The sequence below is a fragment of the Pseudomonas sp. zbq_18 genome, from assembly GCF_043102245.1.
Classification (GTDB): Bacteria; Pseudomonadota; Gammaproteobacteria; order Pseudomonadales; family Pseudomonadaceae; genus Aquipseudomonas.
Map to the genome: position 1 here is coordinate 63,667 of NZ_JBICIT010000005.1, position 18,558 is coordinate 82,224.

19 protein-coding genes and 2 tRNA genes are annotated in these 18,558 nt (G+C 65.4%); 16 read left to right on the forward strand and 5 right to left on the reverse strand.

What is annotated here, in order from left to right; all coding sequences use genetic code 11:
• Positions 1-43 precede the first annotated feature (43 nt).
• Positions 44-1,396, reverse strand: a complete 1,353-nt coding sequence (rlmD, locus tag ACF8C6_RS03455; protein WP_392498010.1) for a 23S rRNA (uracil(1939)-C(5))-methyltransferase RlmD — start codon at positions 1,394-1,396, stop codon at positions 44-46.
• A gap of 48 nt (positions 1,397-1,444) precedes the next feature.
• Positions 1,445-2,350: a cysteine synthase CysM gene (gene cysM / locus ACF8C6_RS03460; RefSeq protein ID WP_277688679.1), complete on the reverse strand. Its 906-nt coding sequence runs from the start codon at positions 2,348-2,350 to the stop codon at positions 1,445-1,447.
• A gap of 332 nt (positions 2,351-2,682) precedes the next feature.
• Here cysM and ACF8C6_RS03465 point away from each other — a divergent pair, with 332 nt between their 5' ends.
• From ACF8C6_RS03465 to ACF8C6_RS03480, 4 genes are read left to right on the forward strand one after another with little or no spacing between them, the layout of a single operon-like run.
• A complete protein-coding gene (locus tag ACF8C6_RS03465; RefSeq protein WP_392498011.1) occupies positions 2,683-5,430 on the forward strand; it encodes a response regulator in 2,748 nt (915 codons plus the stop codon).
• Between the two features lie 10 nt (positions 5,431-5,440).
• The gene (locus ACF8C6_RS03470) at positions 5,441-6,436 is read left to right on the forward strand and encodes a 2-hydroxyacid dehydrogenase (RefSeq protein WP_392498012.1); all 996 of its coding nucleotides are present in this window, start codon (positions 5,441-5,443) and stop codon (positions 6,434-6,436) included.
• Positions 6,437-6,464: 28 nt separating this feature from the next.
• The gene (locus tag ACF8C6_RS03475; RefSeq protein WP_392498013.1) at positions 6,465-6,902 is read left to right on the forward strand and encodes a hypothetical protein; all 438 of its coding nucleotides are present in this window, start codon (positions 6,465-6,467) and stop codon (positions 6,900-6,902) included.
• Entirely contained in the window at positions 6,899-7,300 is a 402-nt protein-coding gene (locus tag ACF8C6_RS03480; protein ID WP_277688675.1) for an META domain-containing protein, read from the forward strand. Before ACF8C6_RS03475 ends, ACF8C6_RS03480 begins: the two co-directional genes overlap by 4 nt.
• 118 nt (positions 7,301-7,418) lie before the next feature.
• On the opposite strand, the gene dinB is transcribed toward ACF8C6_RS03480, so the two are convergent.
• Entirely contained in the window at positions 7,419-8,471 is a 1,053-nt protein-coding gene (dinB, locus tag ACF8C6_RS03485) for a DNA polymerase IV (protein WP_392498014.1), read from the reverse strand.
• Positions 8,472-8,606: 135 nt separating this feature from the next.
• Between dinB and ACF8C6_RS03490 the strand changes: the two genes are divergently transcribed.
• The 4 genes from ACF8C6_RS03490 (at position 8,607) to tsaA (ending at position 10,318) form a co-directional block, all read left to right on the forward strand.
• A tRNA-Met gene (locus tag ACF8C6_RS03490) sits at positions 8,607-8,683 on the forward strand.
• 112 nt (positions 8,684-8,795) lie between these two features.
• A tRNA-Met gene (locus ACF8C6_RS03495) sits at positions 8,796-8,872 on the forward strand.
• A 127-nt stretch (positions 8,873-8,999) separates the two neighbouring features.
• Positions 9,000-9,548 carry a cytochrome b gene (locus ACF8C6_RS03500; RefSeq protein WP_277688673.1) on the forward strand — a complete coding sequence of 183 codons (549 nt, stop codon included), beginning with the start codon at positions 9,000-9,002 and terminating at the stop codon, positions 9,546-9,548.
• 77 nt (positions 9,549-9,625) lie between these two features.
• Positions 9,626-10,318, forward strand: coding sequence for a tRNA (N6-threonylcarbamoyladenosine(37)-N6)-methyltransferase TrmO (gene tsaA / locus ACF8C6_RS03505; protein ID WP_392498015.1), 693 nt, complete (start codon positions 9,626-9,628; stop codon positions 10,316-10,318).
• Between the two features lie 4 nt (positions 10,319-10,322).
• Here tsaA and ACF8C6_RS03510 read toward each other — a convergent pair whose 3' ends face one another.
• Together ACF8C6_RS03510 and ACF8C6_RS03515 are read right to left on the reverse strand one after the other, a co-directional pair.
• Positions 10,323-10,898, reverse strand: a complete 576-nt coding sequence (locus ACF8C6_RS03510) for an ACP phosphodiesterase (RefSeq protein ID WP_392498016.1) — start codon at positions 10,896-10,898, stop codon at positions 10,323-10,325.
• Positions 10,895-11,917 carry an AraC family transcriptional regulator gene (locus tag ACF8C6_RS03515; protein ID WP_392498017.1) on the reverse strand — a complete coding sequence of 341 codons (1,023 nt, stop codon included), beginning with the start codon at positions 11,915-11,917 and terminating at the stop codon, positions 10,895-10,897. Before ACF8C6_RS03515 ends, ACF8C6_RS03510 begins: the two co-directional genes overlap by 4 nt.
• Positions 11,918-12,040: 123 nt before the next feature.
• On the opposite strand from ACF8C6_RS03515, the gene ACF8C6_RS03520 reads away from it, so the two are divergent.
• The 8 genes from ACF8C6_RS03520 (at position 12,041) to ACF8C6_RS03555 (ending at position 18,490) form a co-directional block, all read left to right on the forward strand.
• Positions 12,041-13,210 carry an alkane 1-monooxygenase gene (locus ACF8C6_RS03520; RefSeq protein WP_392498018.1) on the forward strand — a complete coding sequence of 390 codons (1,170 nt, stop codon included), beginning with the start codon at positions 12,041-12,043 and terminating at the stop codon, positions 13,208-13,210.
• The gene (locus tag ACF8C6_RS03525; protein ID WP_392498019.1) at positions 13,207-13,374 is read left to right on the forward strand and encodes a rubredoxin; all 168 of its coding nucleotides are present in this window, start codon (positions 13,207-13,209) and stop codon (positions 13,372-13,374) included. The genes ACF8C6_RS03520 and ACF8C6_RS03525 overlap by 4 nt, the downstream gene beginning before the upstream one ends.
• Before the next feature lie 128 nt (positions 13,375-13,502).
• Complete coding sequence (locus ACF8C6_RS03530; RefSeq protein WP_277688667.1) at positions 13,503-13,799, forward strand: helix-turn-helix transcriptional regulator; 297 nt, start codon at positions 13,503-13,505, stop codon at positions 13,797-13,799.
• A 53-nt stretch (positions 13,800-13,852) separates the two neighbouring features.
• Complete coding sequence (locus tag ACF8C6_RS03535; protein ID WP_392498020.1) at positions 13,853-15,019, forward strand: MFS transporter; 1,167 nt, start codon at positions 13,853-13,855, stop codon at positions 15,017-15,019.
• 15 nt (positions 15,020-15,034) lie between these two features.
• Positions 15,035-16,084: an alkene reductase gene (locus ACF8C6_RS03540; protein WP_392498021.1), complete on the forward strand. Its 1,050-nt coding sequence runs from the start codon at positions 15,035-15,037 to the stop codon at positions 16,082-16,084.
• A 53-nt stretch (positions 16,085-16,137) separates the two neighbouring features.
• Complete coding sequence (locus tag ACF8C6_RS03545) at positions 16,138-16,824, forward strand: SDR family oxidoreductase (RefSeq protein WP_392498022.1); 687 nt, start codon at positions 16,138-16,140, stop codon at positions 16,822-16,824.
• Positions 16,825-16,876: 52 nt separating this feature from the next.
• The gene (locus ACF8C6_RS03550) at positions 16,877-17,278 is read left to right on the forward strand and encodes a hypothetical protein (RefSeq protein WP_277688663.1); all 402 of its coding nucleotides are present in this window, start codon (positions 16,877-16,879) and stop codon (positions 17,276-17,278) included.
• A gap of 87 nt (positions 17,279-17,365) precedes the next feature.
• Positions 17,366-18,490, forward strand: a complete 1,125-nt coding sequence (locus ACF8C6_RS03555; protein ID WP_392498023.1) for an HDOD domain-containing protein — start codon at positions 17,366-17,368, stop codon at positions 18,488-18,490.
• Positions 18,491-18,558: the final 68 nt, after the last annotated feature.

Here is an 18,558-nt window from a genome sequence, read left to right on the forward strand (position 1 = left end):
TGATCTCTGGCCTTCTATGGGCCAGTCGGATTAAGCGAGCGTCCTAGCTCGCCTCGAATAACGCCATCGCCTCCACATGTGCCGTCTGCGGGAACATGTCGAGAATCCCGGCCCGTTTCAACCGGTAACCCTGCGCCACCAGTTCGGCGGTATCGCGCGCCAAGGTTGCCGGGTTGCAGGACACATAGACCAGGCGCCGCGCACCCAGCCGATGAATCCCTTTGACCACCTCGAGCGCGCCGTCACGCGGCGGGTCGAGCAATATCGCGTCGAAGCCCCGGGATGCCCAGTGTGCCTCGGCCAGCGGCTTCGACAGATCGGCCTGGAAAAAGTGCGCATTGCCCAGACCATTATCCTCGGCGTTGGCCTGTGCCCGCTGCACCATGACCTCGACGCCCTCCACCGCCACCACTTCGGCCACCGTCTGCGCCAACGGCAGGGCGAAATTGCCCAGGCCGCAGAACAGATCCAGGACCCGCTCACCAGTGTGCGGCGCCATCCAGTCTAGCGCCTGTTCGACCATGGCCTGATTGACCTGCCCGTTGACCTGCACGAAATCCCCCGGCCGGTATTGCAGCTCCAGGTTCCAGGGCTCCAGGCGATAACCCAGTCTTTGCCCCTGCTGGTCGGCCTCCGGCTCACCACTCCCCTGCAGCCACAGCTGGGCGGCGTGCTCGCTGCAAAAGGCGCGCAGGCGCAGCAGATCGGCCTCGCCCAGCGACGCCGTATGGCGTACGAGCATGGCGGACCGGGTGCCGTGAAACAGTTCGACATGACCGATGGCCTGGGGCTTGTCCAAACCACGCAGCTGCGCCGGTAACGCGCGCAACAGTGTTTGCAAGGGCTGTACCAGTACCGGGCAGTCGCCAATAGCAACAATGTCCTGGCTGGAGGCGGCGCGGAAGCCAACGTCCAGATGCTTGTTCTTGACGTCCCAGCGCACGGCGATACGAGCGCGGCGGCGATAGGCGAATTCGGAACCGACCAGCGGCGCCGCCCATTCGTCGGGCTGCACACCGGCAACCCGCTGCAACTGCTCGGTCAGGCTGCGCTGTTTCAGGGCGAGCTGCTCGCCATGGGGCAGGTGCTGCAGGGTGCAACCGCCGCACTGGCCGGCATGGGCACAAGGCGGCTGACGGCGTTGTTCGACGGCGCGCAGCACGCGCTCGGTGCGCGCCTCCACGACCTGGGCGCGAGTAGCCAGTACGCGGGCCTCGACCTCTTCACCGGGCAACGCGCCAGCCACGAACCAGCTACGTCCATCGACGAAACCGATACCGCGGCCATCGTTAGCCAGGCGCTCGATGTCGAGCTTCTGCTTCTTGCCCACCGGCACCTGCGCCTTGCGTTCGCCACCACTGGGCTGGAAACGCAAACCGCCGCTGCGCTTGGCCATCTTCATTACCTATTTATCAGAGGGCGGCGGCTGCCATCCCGTACTTCATTATTGCTGCGGATCTTCGTAGACACCGGTAGACAGGTAGCGATCGCCACGGTCGCAGATGATCGCCACCAGCACCGCGTTCTCCACCTGCTGCGACAGCCGCAGCATGCCGGCCACCGAGCCACCCGAGGACACACCACAGAAGATGCCTTCCTCGCGCGCCAGGCGACGCATGACGTGCTCGGCCTCGGCCTGGGACATATCCATCACCTGGTCGACACGCTCGGCCTGGTAGATCTTCGGCAGGTATTCCTCCGGCCAGCGGCGGATACCCGGAATGGCCGAGCCTTCCTGTGGCTGCAGGCCGACGATCTGGATTGCCGGGTTCTGTTCCTTGAGGTAACGCGAGGTACCCATGATGGTGCCGGTGGTGCCCATCGAGCTGATGAAGTGGGTGATGCGCCCGCCGGTCTGCTGCCAGATTTCCGGGCCGGTGCCGTGATAGTGCGCCTCGGGGTTGTCGCCGTTGGCAAACTGGTCGAGCACCTTGCCCTTGCCCTCGGCCTGCATCTGCAGCGCCAGATCACGGGCGCCCTCCATGCCCTGCTCCTTGCTCACCAGGATCAGCTCGGCGCCGTAGGCGGTCATCGCCCACTTGCGTTCGGCGGTGGAGTTGTCCGGCATGATCAGGATCATCCGGTAGCCCTTGATCGCCGCTGCCATCGCCAGGGCGATGCCGGTGTTGCCACTGGTGGCCTCGATCAGGGTGTCGCCGGGCTGGATGTCCCCACGCAGTTCGGCACGGGTGATCATCGACAGTGCCGGGCGATCCTTCACCGAACCGGCCGGGTTGTTGCCCTCCAGCTTTACCAACAGGGTGTTGCTGGTGTTGCCGGGCAGGCGTTGCAGGCGAACCAGCGGGGTATTGCCGATGCAGTCGGCGATGGTGGGGAACTGCAAGGTCATGGCAAGGCGGCCATCCGTTCATCAAACAGGGCCGCCATGATACCGGCAAACCGCCGTCGACCATATCGGCACGGACACGCCGCTCAGCGGCGCCAACGTTCAGGCCACAGCCCGGCAACACCTGCCTCCACTGCTCCCCCAGCTCGCCGGCTGGGCATAGATAGTTTTTGCAGCCCCCGCACCCTACTGGCCAACCCGCCTCGATCAACACCAGAACCGTCACCGGCAGGCAGGCGTAAAGGGGCACGCAACGGCGAGCGCACCACACACCACTGCAGCTTCCCACTCGACTAATCGCTAAACTGCAGGCAACACCCGCAATGGAGAGTGCTGTGTTCAAGGATCTCGGCATCAAGGGCCGCGTGCTGCTGCTCACCCTGCTTCCCACCAGCCTGCTGGCACTGGTGCTTGGCGGCTACTTTACCTGGGTACAGCTGGCTGACCTGAATCACCAGCTGCAGGAGCGCGGCGAGCTGGCGGTACGCCATCTGGCCTCACTGGCGGCCCCTGCCCTGGCACGCAACGACGCCTCGCAGCTGGTGCGCCTGGCCAACGAGGCGCTGAACCAGCCAGACGTGCGTGCCGTCGGCTTTCTCTCGGCCAACCGCCAGCGCCTGGCCCAGGCCGGCCCGGACATGCTCAGCCCGCCGCCCCAGGCCACCGTGGAGCCGCTGACCAGCAGTAGCCTCGATGACACCACGCGCTTCCTGATGCCGGTCTTCGGTCGCCACCAGAGCCTGCCCGACACGGATCAGGCCGCCGGCGCCGACCGCCTACTGGGCTGGGTCGAGCTGGAGCTGTCGCATCATCGAACCCTGCTGCAGGGCTACCGCAACCTGCTGGTCAGCCTGCTGCTGATCCTCGCCGGCCTGACCATCACCGCCCTGCTCGCCCTGCGCCTGAGCCGCGCCATCAGCGACCCACTGCGCAGCATCCAGCAAGGCGTCAATCTATTGAAGGATGGCCAGCTGGAAACTCGTCTACCGGCCCTGGGCGACCACGAACTGGACGCCCTGGCCGCTGGCATCAACCGCATGGCCGAATCCCTGCAGAACGCCCAGGAAGAACTGCAGCACAGCATCGATCAGGCCACCGAGGACGTTCGCCAGAACCTGGAGACCATCGAAATCCAGAACATCGAGCTGGACATGGCGCGCAAGGAAGCCCTGGAGGCCAGCCGTATCAAGTCCGAGTTTCTGGCCAACATGAGCCACGAGATCCGCACCCCGCTCAACGGCATCATCGGCTTCACCGGTCTGTTGCAGAAGAGCGAGCTGACCTCGCGCCAGCGCGACTACCTGGGCACCATCGAGAACTCGGCGGAAAGCCTGCTGGGCATCATCAACGAGGTGCTCGACTTCTCCAAGATCGAGGCCGGCAAACTCATCCTGGAAAGCATCCCGTTCAACCTGCGCGACCTGATCCAGGATTGCCTGACCATCCTCGCCCCGGCCGCCCACGACAAACAGCTGGAGCTGGTCAGCCTGATCTACCGCGACACCCCGCTGAGCCTGCAGGGCGACCCGCTGCGCCTGCGCCAGGTGCTGACCAACCTGGTCAGCAATGCCATCAAGTTCACCCACGCAGGCAGCATCGTGGTGCGCGCCATGGTCGAGGACGAAAGTGCCGACCGCGCCCAGCTGCGCATCAGCGTGCAGGACACCGGCGTCGGCCTCTCCGACGAAGACCTGCGCGCGCTGTTCCAGGCCTTTAGTCAGGCCGACAACTCGCTGAGCCGCCAGGCCGGCGGCACCGGGCTCGGCCTGGTGATCTCCAAACGCCTGATCGAACAGATGGGCGGCGAGATCGGTGTCGACAGCACCCCGGACAGCGGCTCGGAGTTCTGGATCAGCCTGAGCCTGCCCAAGGCCCGTGACGATGGCGAAGATCTGCCCCGCGCCCCGCTGATGAACCGCCGCATTGCCCTGCTGGAGCCCCATGAACTGACCCGCCAGGCCCTGCGTCATCAGCTCGAAGACTGCGAACTGAAAGTGCTCGAATGCGCCGATCTCGAACAATTGCTGGAGCAGGTCAGCCAGGCCCGTCACACCGAGGCGATAGAGCTGGCAGTGATCTCCGCCAGCCTGGCGGAACTCCCCCCCCAACAGCTGGCGCCACGCCTGTGGGATCTCGAACGCCTGGGCTGCAAGGCCCTGGTGCTCTGCCCCACCACCGAGCAGGCGAGCTACCACGAAGCCTTACCGGGTAGTCATCTGCAACTGCAGGCCAAACCGGCCTGCACGCGCAAGTTGCTGCGCGGCCTTGCCGAGTTGCTCGGCCCGCGCCAGCCAACTGCCCAGTCCCAAGCCATACCGCCCAGCCGCGCACCGCAGATTCTCTGTGTCGACGACAACCCGGCCAACCTGCTGCTGGTCCGGACCCTGCTCGACGACCTGGGCGCCGAAGTACTGGCCGTCGACAGCGGCCAGGCGGCGGTCGACGCCGTCCAGCAGCAAGCCTTCGATCTGGTGTTCATGGACGTGCAGATGCCAGGCATGGACGGTCGCCAGGCCACCGAGGCGATTCGCCGCTGGGAACAGGAGCGCGAGCGCAGTCCGTTGCCGATCGTAGCCCTGACCGCCCATGCCCTGGCCAATGAAAAGCGCGCCCTGCTGCAAAGCGGCATGGATGACTACCTGACCAAACCGATCAACGAGCGCCAACTGGCCCAGGTGGTACTCAAGTGGACCGGTCTGCCGCTGCGCGACCAGCAACGTCCGGCTCGCCCCGTCCAGCCCATCAGCAGCAGCCTGCAGGTACTCGATCCCGAGGAAGGCCTGCGTTTGGCAGCCGGCAAGGCTGACCTGGCCGCCGACATGCTGAGCATGCTGCTGGCTGGTCTGCCGGCCGATCGCCAGGCCATCCGCCAGGCTCGGGAAAGCGGCGAGCGCAACGCCCTGATCGAGCGCGTGCACCGCCTGCACGGTGCTACCCGTTACTGTGGCGTGCCGCAGTTGCGGGCTGCCTGCCAGCGCAGCGAGACCCTGCTCAAGCAGGAAGATCCCGATGCCGCGGCGGCTCTCGACGAGCTGGACGCCGCCATCGCTCGTCTGGCCGAGCAGGCCTTGGTCGACGCCTGAAGGAGCCCCCATGCGCATCGTCCTGTTCAGCAGCAAGCCCTACGACCGCAGCAGCTTCCTCGCTCACCCCCTGGCTGAGGGCTGGCAACTGGAGTTTCAGGAGTGCCTGCTGCGCTACGACTCCGCCGCTCTGGCCGAAGGGGCCGAGGTAGTCTGCGCCTTTATCAACGACGACCTCTCCGCCCCCGTACTGGAGCGCCTGGCCGCCGCTGGCACGCGCCTGATCGCCCTGCGCTCGGCCGGCTACAACCACGTCGACCTGCAGGCCGCCGAACGCCTGGGTTTGTGCGTGGTACGCGTCCCCGCCTACTCGCCCTATGCCGTGGCCGAGCACGCCGTGGCGCTGATCCTGGCCCTCAACCGGCGCATCCACCGCGCCTTCAACCGTACCCGCGAAGGCGACTTCAGCCTGCACGGGCTGACCGGTTTCGACCTGCATGGCAAGATCGTCGGGATCATCGGCTGCGGGCAGATCGGCCAGGCCTTCGCCCGCATCATGACCGGCTTCGGCTGCCAGTTACGGGTATACGATCCGTACCCCCTGGGCGAGCTGCCAGGACTGACCATCCATCAGGTGCTCCTGGAGCAGTTGGTGAGCGAAAGCGACATCATCAGCCTGCACTGCCCCCTGAACGACGGCAGCCGCCACCTCATCAACACCCAGCGCCTGGCGCAGATGAAACGCGGCGCCATGCTGATCAACACCGGGCGCGGTGCCCTGGTCGATACGCCGGCGCTGATCGGCGCCCTGAAAAGCGGCCAGCTTGGCTACCTGGGCCTGGACGTCTATGAAGAGGAAGCCGAGCTGTTCTTCGAGGATCGCTCCGACCTGCCGCTGCAGGACGACGTACTGGCCCGCCTGCTGACCTTCCCCAATGTCATCGTCACCGCCCACCAGGCCTTCCTCACCCGGGAAGCCCTGGCTGCCATTGCCGCCACCACACTGAGCAACGTCGCCGCCTGGCTCGCCGGCACGCCGAGCTATCGGGTGAGCAGCAACGCGTGATAGCATCGCCGCCAACTCAGGAGGCTTCATGACCACCCACGATTTCCGCTACTCCCTGCTTAGCCCGCAGCACACCCTCACCGAATGCCGCGCCCTGGCTCCCGGTCGCTATCAGGTCACCGGCAACGGTGGCGCCATCCAGGCTGGCGACACCCTGTTGGTCACTCTCAAGGGCAGCCGCGACCTGTCGATGAGCCTGGCGGTGGAAAAAGTCCGCCACCTGATCAACCCACCAGGACAGTGGATGGCCGTGGCCAGCGGCCCGGCCTTCCGCGAGCTGGCCATCCTCAATTGGCAAGTGGCCTGCGATGGCTGCGACCAACGCATCGAACTGGAATTCGCCGCCGACGCCAGTCTGGGCGAAAAAGCCTACCCAGCCGCCGCCGAAGCCCGCCTGCAAGAGCTAGGCTGGGCAAGTCAGCGCGGCCAACACCTCTGCCCCGCGTGCAAGGAGCAAAGCGCATGAAACACCCCCTGATCGCCACCCTGCTACTGGCCGGCCTGAGCGCCTGCGCCAGCGGCCCGCAACTTGAAAGCGACAAGGCCTACCGAGTGGAATGGATCGGCGAGCGACCGTTGATCGACCGCAGCCACCTGACCATCACCCTCGGCGCGGACGGCCGTGCCTATGGTAGCGCCGGCTGCAACCACTGGTTCGCCGGCTACCAGCGCGACGGCGACACACTAAGGTTCGAGCAGGCCGGATCTACCCGCAAGATGTGCCCACCAGCGTTGATGGAGCAGGAGCAGCGCTTCCTCCAAGCCCTCGGCCAGGTACAGCGCTGGGACTTCTCCGCCACCGGCCAACTGCAACTCTGGCCCGCCAGCGGCAAACCGATCCGCCTGTGGCCGGAAGAAGGCTGAGAATCCCGCGTAACCACAAGCTGGGCTGAGCAAGGCGAAGCCCCGCGCGCAGAACAGCAGTAGCCCGCATGCAATCCGGGAAAGCCGGCAACCCGCCGATTACATCCGCGCTACTGCCCTACTCGAACAGCACCAACTGCTCCTGCCGGCCGCGCAGATCGAGCAGGCGAACCCCCACGCCCAGCAGCCGCACCGGCTTGTTGCCGCGCGCAAAGGCGGCGCTCAACAGCCGCCGATAGCTGTCCAGTTCACGACTGGCGCCGGCCTGTTCCAGGGTGGTCTGACTGAAGTCGTGGAACTTCACTTTGACGAACGGTTTGTCCGGCCGGTAGCTGCTATCCAGTCGCGACAGCCGTCCATTGAGCTCTTCCAGCAGCGTCGGGAGCTGTTCCAGGCAGGCCGCCAAATCCGGCAGATCCTGGTCGAATGTGTTCTCAACGCTCAGCGACTGGCGCCGGCTGTTGACCTGCACGGGACGCTCGTCCACGCCCCTTGCCAGACTCCACAGGCGCTCACCGAAACTGCCGAACTCGCGGGCCAGGGCCAGCTTGCTCCAATCCCGCAGATCCAGACAGGTGCCTATGCCCAGGCGCCCCAATTTGTCCGCGGTGACCTTGCCCACACCATGCAGCTTGCTCACGGGGAGCTCGGCGACGAACGCCTCGACCTGCTCCGGGGTGATCACGAACAGCCCATTGGGTTTGCGCCAGTCGCTGGCGATCTTGGCCAGGAATTTGTTTGGTGCCACCCCGGCGGACACGGTGATATGCAGCTCCTGCGACACCCGCCGGCGGATCTCCTGGGCAATGCGTGTAGCACTACCGGCGAAATGCGGGCTGGCGGAAACATCCAGATAGGCCTCGTCCAGCGATAGAGGCTCAATGATCTCGGTGTAATCGCGGAAGATTGCGTGAATATCCCGGGAGGCCGCCTTGTAGGCATCGAACCTCGGCCTGACCACCAGCAGATCCGGGCAGAGCTTAAGCGCCTGCCCGGTGGGCATCGCCGAACGCACCCCCCAGGCCCGCGCCTCGTAGTTGCAGGTGGCGATCACCCCACGCCGGTCTGCCGCCCCGCCAACCGCCAGCGGCTTGCCGGCCAGGCGCGGATCGTCGCGCATTTCGATGGCGGCGTAAAAACAGTCGCAGTCGATGTGGATGATCTTGCGCACGAATGCCGCAAAGCCCCGTGTGGCATGCCCTGAAAGCCTGGAGTCTATCACCCGCCACGCGCTAAGCATCTGAACGAAAAACACTTTTTCTGAAAAACCGGTTGACATGAAGTCGTTCGACAGTAGAATGGCGGCCGCGGGATGGAGCAGTCTGGTAGCTCGTCGGGCTCATAACCCGAAGGTCGTCGGTTCAAATCCGGCTCCCGCAACCAGCTACCAAAAGGCCACTCAACTGAGTGGCCTTTTTCTTTGCCTGCGATTTAACGTTTTGATTAAAAAGCAGAAATTGATTGACACAGCCTTCCAAATACATAGAATGGCGGCCGCGGGATGGAGCAGTCTGGTAGCTCGTCGGGCTCATAACCCGAAGGTCGTCGGTTCAAATCCGGCTCCCGCAACCAGCTACCAAACGCCCTGATCAGACAACTGATCGGGGCGTTTTCTTTTGCGTCGAGAAAAGTGTCCTCAGCCTTTCTTAAGAAAGGCTGCCTATGCTGCACACATCAAAGCCACCCTCGAGGACGCAGCATGAGCTGGAAGAATACCGAACACCGCTATGGCAGCCTGTCCATTGCCCTGCACTGGCTGATGCTGGTACTGATCGTCGCCGTGTACTGCACCATGGAATTCCGCAGCCTCTTCCCGAAGGGCAGTGACGGACGCACCTTGATGGTACAAGCCCACTTCATGTTTGGCCTGACCGTCTTTGCCCTGGTCTGGCTGCGTCTTCTGGCCCGCGTGATCGCGCCCACACCGCAGATAGTGCCGGCTGTACCGCTGTGGCAAGCCATCCCGGCCAAGCTCATGCACCTGGCGCTGTATGCACTGATGATCGGTCTACCCCTGGCCGGCTGGCTGATCCTCAGTGCCAAGGGCAAGCCCATTCCTTTCTATGGTCTGGAACTGCCGGCATTGATCGGCAAGAACCCCGACCTGGCCGAGCAGATCGAGCACTGGCACGTACTGATCGCCGAAGCCGGCTACTGGCTGATCGGCCTGCATGCGGCGGCAGCGCTGTTCCACCACTACATCAGCCGTGACAACACCCTGACCCGCATGCTGCCGCGTCGCTCCTAAGCGCAATGCCGAGCGGCAGCCACTGGCCAGCCGCTCAATCCGCTACCATGCGCGGACAGCCCGTCATGCGTATCCCTATGTCGTACTCCGTCAATCCCATCGGTTTCATGCGCTCCTGCTTCAAGGAGAAATTCGCCATTCCCCGCCAGCCGCAGCTGGCTCCTGCCGCCCGCGGCGTATTGGAGCTGGTTGCACCCTTTGACCGGGCGGAGGCAGTACAAGGGCTGGAGCAGGTCAGCCATGTCTGGCTGCTGTTTCTCTTCCACCAGGCGCTGGAGGACAAGCCGCGCCTCAAGGTGCGTCCGCCGCGCCTGGGCGGCAATGCCTCGCTGGGGGTGTTCGCCAGCCGGGCCACCCATCGCCCGAACGGCATCGGCCAGTCGGTGGTGAAGCTGGAGCGCGTCGAGCCGGGCCGCCTGTGGTTATCCGGCATCGACTTGCTGGACGGCACCCCGGTGCTGGATATCAAGCCCTACGTACCCTACGCCGACTACGTTGCCACCGCGCACAACGCCATTGCCGACAGCGCCCCTCCGCTGGTCGCGGTGAGCTGGGACGATACGGCGCTGCAACAAGCGCAGCAGCACGCCCAGCGTCTGGGCGAGCCACTGGTCGAGCTGATCGAGCAGTGTCTGGCTCAGGACCCGCGCCCGGCCTACCAGCAGCCAGAGCCGCAGCGACGCTACGGCGTGCAGCTATGGGATGTGCAGGTGCGCTGGCACTATCCGACGCCGGAGCAGATTCACATCCTGGAAGTCGCCCCGGCCTGAGCCACTAGCGCCGCTCGCGACCGACAAACGCCTGCAGTTCGGGATAGAAGGCACGAAAATCCTCACCCAGCGGTTCGTATAGCGACTCCAGCTCGGCCATGGCGCCGTCCAGCAACGCGGGGCGCGACAGGCGCCGCCCCATGCCGAGCAAGACCTGCTCCAGCACGGCGAAGTCCCGATAACTGCCCAGCCAGTCCTGCGCCGCCATGCGCGGGGCAATGAAGGCCAGGCGCTGCGGCAGATCCGGCTGTACCGTCAGCAGCCGATAGACCCGCTCGGTGAACAGCGACAGCGGCTCGTGCGCGTAATCCGCCCAGTCCCGCGCCAGGCAGTGGTCGAAGAACAGATCCAGCAGAATCCCCGATGTGCGCCGGCGCTCACGGGGAAAGCGCGCCCGCGCGCGTTCGACCAGAGGATGTTGATCGGTAAAGGCATCGATGCGCCGGTGCAGACGAATTGCCGCCTCGACCTGCGCCGGGAAGCGCCCGTCCAGGCGCCCTTTGACGAAATCGCCATACAGGCTGCCGAGCAGCTGCGCCGGTGCAGGGCCGCCCAGGTGCAGGTGGGCCAGGTAGTTCACGCCGCCCCCTGGCGCCAGGCCCTGGGCGTGACGCCCAGCCAGCGACGGAAGATGCGACTGAAATTGCTGCTGTCCTGATAGCCGACCCGCTCAGCAATCGCCTCCACGCTCATGGGGGTGTTCTGCAGCAACCAGCAGGCCAGCTCCTGGCGCACCTCGTCGAGCAGTTGCTGGTAGTGCACGCCCTCCTCGCGCAAACGGCGGATCAGGGTGCGTTCCGACAGATTGAGCTCACCGGCCAGCTGCTCCAGGGTCGGATAACGGCCCTCGCACGCCAGCAGACGCAGCTGTACCCGCCGCGTCCATTCGCCACCGCGCTGCGCACCCTGCAGTAATTGTTCGCAATCGCGCAGCGCCGTACGCGCGGCCAGCGGATCGGCACTCAGGCTGGGGCGATCCAGCCACTGCAGTGGCAGGCTGACGCCATAGGCGGGCGCGGCGAAGGTCACCTGCCCCAGACGTTCACGGTAGCGCTCGGCCCAGGGCGGCTCGGCGAAGGGAAAGCTGAATTCCAGCTCCGCCAGCGCCAGCCCACCGCATACGGCATCCAGCAGACGCAGCGCGGTGCCGGCCATGGTAGCCAGGATGTGTTCGCGGGCATCGCCCAGATCGAACGCCTCATCACCGGTCATGCAGTAGCGCCCGTCCCGCGCCTGCCCGGTCAGGCGTATTCCGCTCATGCGCAACACACTGAAGCGCTCGACCACCTGCAGCACCCCGCGCAAATCAGCGCAGGCCACCGCCGCGTAGCCCACCGGACCATGGGCCGAGACCTGGGTGGCGCAGCCGATCTCCAAGCCCAGCCAAGGGCAGTCGGTCAGCTGAATGGCGCGCCGGATCAGGCGCTGTATCTGGGCAAAGCACAGGCTGCGGTTGTCGCCGTGCAGCTGCGACCAGTCCAGCCCGGTGCCGGCAAGAATCTGCTCAGGGGTGAAACCGCGCTGCTGCAACGCGGCGCACAGCATGCGCGCGTAGATCGGGTGCAGGCAGGGTTGCAGGGAATCTTCGGTCGAGGGCATGGCAGCCTCCGCATCCAGCAAGGCTGTCACCATAAGACGATTTATTGCCCACCTCAACGGTTACCACACCCGCCGAGGCGGCGCATGCTGGCATCAGGTCGAAGAACCGAGGAGAGAACAACAATGGATGCCCAAGCTGCTGCCCTGCCCTACCGTGATCGCAAACGCCCGCTGTGGCTGCTGTCACTGTTCGTCCCCACGCTGGGTCTGGTCGGCCCGGCGTTATACCTGCTGGTGTCGCCCAATGAACTGTGGCTGTGGCTGTCGCCGCTGTTCTTCTACTTCGGCATTCCGCTGCTCGATGCGCTGATCGGCGAGGACCCGAGCAACCCGCCAGAGTCCGAAGTGCCGCAGCTGGAGGCCGATCCCTACTACCGCTGGATCACCTACCTGCTGGTTCCGGTGCTGTGGCTGTCGTTCATCGCGGTGGTCACGTTCGTTGCCAGCCAGCCACTGAGCTGGAGCGGCGTGCTGGCGATGATCATCAATACCGGCGGCGGCCTGGGCTTCGCCATCAACCTCGGCCATGAGATGGGCCACAAGAAGCCGCCACTGGAGCGCTGGCTGGGCAAGCTGGCGCTGGCCCTGAGCTGCTATGGGCACTTCTACATCGAACACAACCGCGGCCACCACCGCGACGTCGCCACCCCTGAAGACAGCGCCTCATCGCGCATGGGTGAATCCATCTACCGCTTCGCCCTGCGCGAGCTGCCGGGCGGCCTGCTGCGCGCCTGGCACCTGGAGAAGGAACGTCTGGCCCGCTGCGGCAAAAGTCCCTGGTCGCTGCGCAACGAGATCCTGCAAACCGCGCTGATCAGCCTGGGTCTGTACGGCGGTCTGGTGCTGGCCCTGGGCATCGGCATTCTGCCCTTCCTGCTGCTCAGTGCTTTCTGGGGCGCCTTCCAGCTGACCTCGGCCAACTACCTGGAACACTACGGCCTGCTGCGGCGCCGCCTGGACAGCGGGCGCTACGAGGTGTGCCAGCCCCATCACTCCTGGAACAGCAATCACCTGTTCTCAAACTGGGCGCTGTTCCACCTGCAGCGTCACTCTGATCATCACGCCCATCCCACCCGGCGTTACCAGTCGCTGCGCAATTTCCCCGACCTGCCGCGCCTGCCCAGCGGCTACTTCGGCATGTACTTGGTGGCCTATGTGCCGCCACTGTGGTTCCACCTGATGAATCCCCGGCTGATCAGCGCCGTGGACGGCGACGTCACGCGCATCAACTTCCAGCCCGGCCTGCGCGCGCCGCTCATGCGCCGCTACGGCCTGCAGGAGCAGCTGGCATGAGCCGCTACCAGTGCCCGGAGTGCGGTTACTGCTACGACGAAGCGGCAGGCGAACCCCACGAAGGCCATCCGCCGGACACGCGCTGGGAAGCGCTGCCCGAGGACTTCGTCTGCCCGGACTGTGCCGTACGGGCCAAGGCCGACTTCGTCGCGCTGCCCGACTGAGGCGGCCTTCGCTCACTCCCGCCCAGGGAAACATCACCTCCGTCGATGATCGGTATCGGCACAAACGATCTGCATATCGGGCAAACCCGATATAGAGTTCGCCTCAACCCGATACACGACCCGCGGCCATGAACGACCTCGACGACATCATCAAGGCCCTCGCCCATCCCGTGCGGCGCGAGATTCTGCAGTGGCTGAAGGAGCCGGAAAAGCACTTCGCCGACCAGGACCACCCGCTGGAACTCGGCGTCTGCGCTGGCAAGTTCGAGCGCTGCGGCCTGTCGCAGTCGAGTGTTTCCGCGCACCTGGCCACCCTGCAGCGCGCCGGCCTGGTGACCTGCCGCAAGGTCGGTCAGTGGAGCTTCTACAAACGCAACGAGGACGCCATCCAGGCCTTCCTGCACGACCTCGACGCCCAACTCTAAGAACGACCTGCTGCGGCAGGACAACTTACCCGAATCACTCAGGAGCCGGCCCGATGCCGTTACCGCTTCTCGTCCTCGCGCTGTCCGCGTTTGCCATCGGCACCACGGAATTCGTCATCATGGGCCTGCTGCCCGAAGTCGCCGCCGACCTCGGCGTGACCATCCCCGGCGCCGGCTGGCTGGTCACCGGCTACGCACTGGGCGTGGCCCTCGGCGCGCCGTTCATGGCCCTGGTCACGGCCAACTGGCCACGCAAGCTGGCACTGCTGGTACTGATGGCGATCTTCGTGCTGGGCAACCTGCTGTGCGCCACCGCCGCCGACTATGAACTGCTGATGTTCGCCCGTGTCGTCACCGCCCTGTGCCACGGTGCCTTCTTCGGCATCGGCTCGGTGGTTGCCGCCAGCCTGGTGCCGGAGAACCGCCGCGCCTCGGCCGTGGCCCTGATGTTCACCGGCCTGACCCTGGCCAACGTGCTCGGCGTGCCACTGGGCACCGCGCTCGGCCAATACGCCGGCTGGCGCGCCACCTTCTGGGCGGTGACCGGCATCGGCCTGCTGGCCTTCGCCGGCCTGTTCTGGGCGCTGCCCAAACCACGCGAACAGCATCGCAGCGACATACGCAGCGAGCTGCGCGCCCTGCGCGGCAGCGGCCTGTGGCTGGCGCTGCTGACCACGGTGCTGTTCTCCGCCACCATGTTCGCCCTGTTTACCTACATCGCCCCGCTGCTGGGCGACGTCACCGGCGTATCGCCGCGCGGCATCACCTGGACGCTGCTGCTGATCGGCCTGGGCCTGACCCTCGGCAACGTCATCGGCGGGCGCCTGGCCGACCGCAACCTGGCCGCCGCCCTGGTCGGCGTGCTGCTGGCGCTGGCTATCTTCAGCGCCCTAGTGCGCTGGAGCAGCCCGCACCTGATTCCCCTGGAACTCAACCTGCTGCTGTGGGCCATGGCTGCCTTCGCCGCCGTGCCGGCACTGCAGATCAATGTAATGAATTTCGGCCACAGCGCTCCAAACCTGGTCGCCACCCTGAATATCGGCGCCTTCAACCTGGGCAATGCCCTTGGTGCCTGGGTGGGCGGCGTAGTGATCGCCCAGGGCCTGGGCCTGACGGCCGTGCCCATCGCTGCTGCCGCGCTTGGCGCCGCCGCGCTGATCGTCGCTTTGCTCAACCTTTCCCGCAGCGGCGACAACCTCGCCAATGCCGTGTTTGACTGACCCGGAGGCTTCACCATGACTACCCTGTTCGACCCCATCAAGATCGGCAGCCTGGAGCTGCCCAACCGCATCATCATGGCCCCGCTGACCCGCTGCCGCGCCGACGAAGGTCGCGTGCCCAACGCGCTGATGGCCGAGTACTACGTGCAGCGTGCCAGCGCCGGCCTGATTCTCAGCGAGGCCACCTCGGTCACGCCGATGGGTGTCGGCTACCCGGACACCCCCGGCATCTGGTCCGAAGATCAGGTGCGCGGCTGGCTCAACGTCACCCGTGCCGTCCATGCCAATGGCGGGCGCATCTTCCTGCAGCTGTGGCACGTCGGCCGGGTGTCCGACCCGGTTTACCTGAACGGTGAACTGCCGGTCGCCCCCAGCGCGATCAAGCCAGCCGGACACGTCAGCCTGATCCGACCGATGAAGGAGTTCGTCACCCCCCGCGCCCTGGAAACCGAGGAAATCGCCGACATCGTCGAGGCTTATCGCCACGGTGCCGAAAACGCCAAGGCCGCCGGCTTCGACGGTGTCGAGATCCACGGTGCCAACGGCTACCTGCTCGACCAGTTCCTGCAAAGCAGTACCAACCAGCGCACTGACCAGTACGGCGGCTCGGTGGAGAACCGCGCACGCCTGCTGCTGGAAGTCACCGATGCCGTGGTCGGCGTCTGGGGCGCGGACCGAGTTGGCGTGCACCTGGCGCCACGCCAGGACGCCCACGACATGGGCGACGCCAACCCGCGCGAGACCTTCGGTTACGTGGCCCGCGAACTGGGCAAGCGCGGCATCGCCTTCATCTGCACCCGTGAAAAGCAAGGCGAGGACAGCCTGACGCCGTTCATCAAGGAACAGTTCGGCGGCCTGGTGATCGCCAACGAGCGTTTCACCAAGGAGCAGGCCAACGCCTGGCTGAGTGAAGGCAAGGCCGATGCCGTGGCCTTCGGCATCCCCTTCATCGCCAACCCGGATCTGCCTGCACGCCTGGCCCAGGATGCACCGCTCAACGAGCCACGTCCCGAGCTGTTCTACGCTCAGGGCCCGGTCGGCTATATCGACTACCCACGCCTGTAATAGGCCACGGCCGGTGCACCGCACCGGCCCACAGCCCACTCAAGGAAAGACCAATGCAGAACATTCTGATCACCGGTGCCTCCCGCGGCATCGGCCTGGGTCTGGCGCAGGCCTACCTGAACAGTGGCGCACGCGTGCACGCCGTCGTGCGCAACGCCGACTCGCCGGCGCTGCGCCAATTGCAGCAGACCCATCACGATCGGCTGCACCTGATCGCCTGCGACCTCAACCACGATGACGCAGCCGCACAGATCACCCAAGCGCTGAACGGGCAGTCCCTGGATATCGCCATCTTCAATGCCGGGATCATGGGCCCCAGCCATCAGGACGTGGCCCGGGCCAGCCCCAGCGAAATCGCCGAGCTGTTCCTCTGCAACGCCATCGCCCCGCTGCGCCTGGCCCGACAGCTGGCCGCGCAGGTCGTCGAGGGCGGCGTGCTCGCCTTCATGAGTTCGCAGATGGGCAGCGTGCAGCTCGCCCGCGCCAGCGATATGCCGCTGTATGGTGCCAGCAAGGCTGCGCTCAACAGCCTGCTGCGCAGCTGGAGTGAAGCCGAGGACCGCCCCGCCGCCAGCCTGCTGGCCCTGCATCCGGGCTGGGTGCGCACCGACATGGGCGGCAGCGCCGCCGACCTGGATGTGGCCACCAGCGCCGCCGGTCTGGTCGCGACCATCGCCAGTCAGCTCGGCACCCGCAATTGCCTGTTCCTCGACTATCAGCAACAACCGCTGGCCTGGTAAGGGGCCAAGGCTCTTGCACAAAGGGCTATCAGGCTGGCTATGATCGGAGCCCATGACTGCCGCTCCCCAGCTTCGCCAACCCTGCCCGCCCGGCGCCTGCGACTGTGATCGCGAGCGCCTGCTGGAGGCTCCCGGCGCCGACCTGCGCATCCTCCTGCTGACCCGCAACGAGGAAAAGCGCCTGCTCGAGCGCCTGGAGCAGCTGCGCGACCTGAACGACCTGCGCCACCTGCAGCAGCGCATGTACCAGCAGCTCGGTATCCGCGTCGAGGTCGCCCCCGGCTTCAATGAAGTACGCAGCATGCGCGGCATCGCCATCCACATCGAGCCGCACCCGGGCCTGTGCCGCAAAACCCGCCAGTCGATCCCCGCCGCGATCCGCCGTGGCCTGGAGCACAAGCCGGAAATCGCCTGGCGCCTGCTCGACGAGCATGACCTGCTGCGCGATGCCTGAATAAAGTTGTCGCGGCGACTAAAGTGCTACCTTGCAGGTGAGGCACAAGGAACGCCCCATCGCCCACAGCTTCGCGAGGCTTACTGGATGCACGTCATGATCGTGGACGACGACCCCTGGCTGACGGGACTGCTGCAGCAACTGGTATTGAATACGAGACCCACGGCTACCATCGACTGCTTTGGTGATCTACACAGCGCCCTGAGTGCCTGGAAACTGAATAGCTACCAGCTGGTGCTGGCCGACTGGAATTTACCGGATGGCTCAGGGCTCAGCTTGCTGCAAAGCATTCGCCAGCAGGACCAAAGCCCCCCCCTGGTCATGATTACCGGCCGTGCCGATCGAGACAGCGTGCTCGCAGCCAGACCACTGGGGATCAGTGCCTACATCACCAAACCTTTCGAGGTGCCCAAGGTGATCGCCTGTATCGACCGGCTGTTGCCGGCGGTCGAAGCGCAAACCCCGCAGCAGCCGACGCCAAGTGATTTCCTCGACCACCTCGCCGGACTCTGCGCCGCCGACCTCGATCTCCCCCTATTGAGCGGAATCAAGGACAAGCTCCAACAAGCCTACCAGGGCACGCCCTTGGATTTTCGCAAACTGGCCGAAGAGTGGCAGCGTGATCCGGCGCTCTGCGCCTACCTGATCTCGGCTGCCAACAGCCCGGCCTACAAAGTCGACGGCCAGCCGTGCAACAGCCTGCAGGAAGCGCTGATACGCCTGGGCGGGCGCACCAGCCTCAACCTGGCCATCGCCCAGGCATTGCGCCAGGCCTGCACCAGCAACGATCCCATACTGTCCTCGCTGATCCAGGAGCACCTCAATGCCGCCGAACGGATAGCCGAACAGGTGATCGGCCTGGCGCGCCAGTGTGGCATCGACCACGGCGCTCTGCATGCCGCGGCCCTGTTACACCGCATGGGCGAGTTGAGCGTATTGCTCCAGGCACAGCAGTGGAGCGCGCAAGGTAGATCGCTCGACACGACACTGATCGACAAAGCCATCAGCGACTACGCCACCTCTTTCGCTATTGCCCTGAAAGCCCAGTGGGGACTGCCCATGGCGCTGCGCCAGTTGATCGGTGCCACCTATGCGCTGCCCAAGACCCAGGTCCGCCGCGAACAGGTGCTGATGCGTCTGGCAGCCGCCCTGTTCAATAACGAGCCAGAGGAAACCACCGAGCGCCTGAAGAGCCTGGCAGGCACGGCATGAGCCGGCGCCCAGGCAGAAACCTACACTCCGGATACATCCGTACCTCCCATCGTCGGCTTTCACCACTG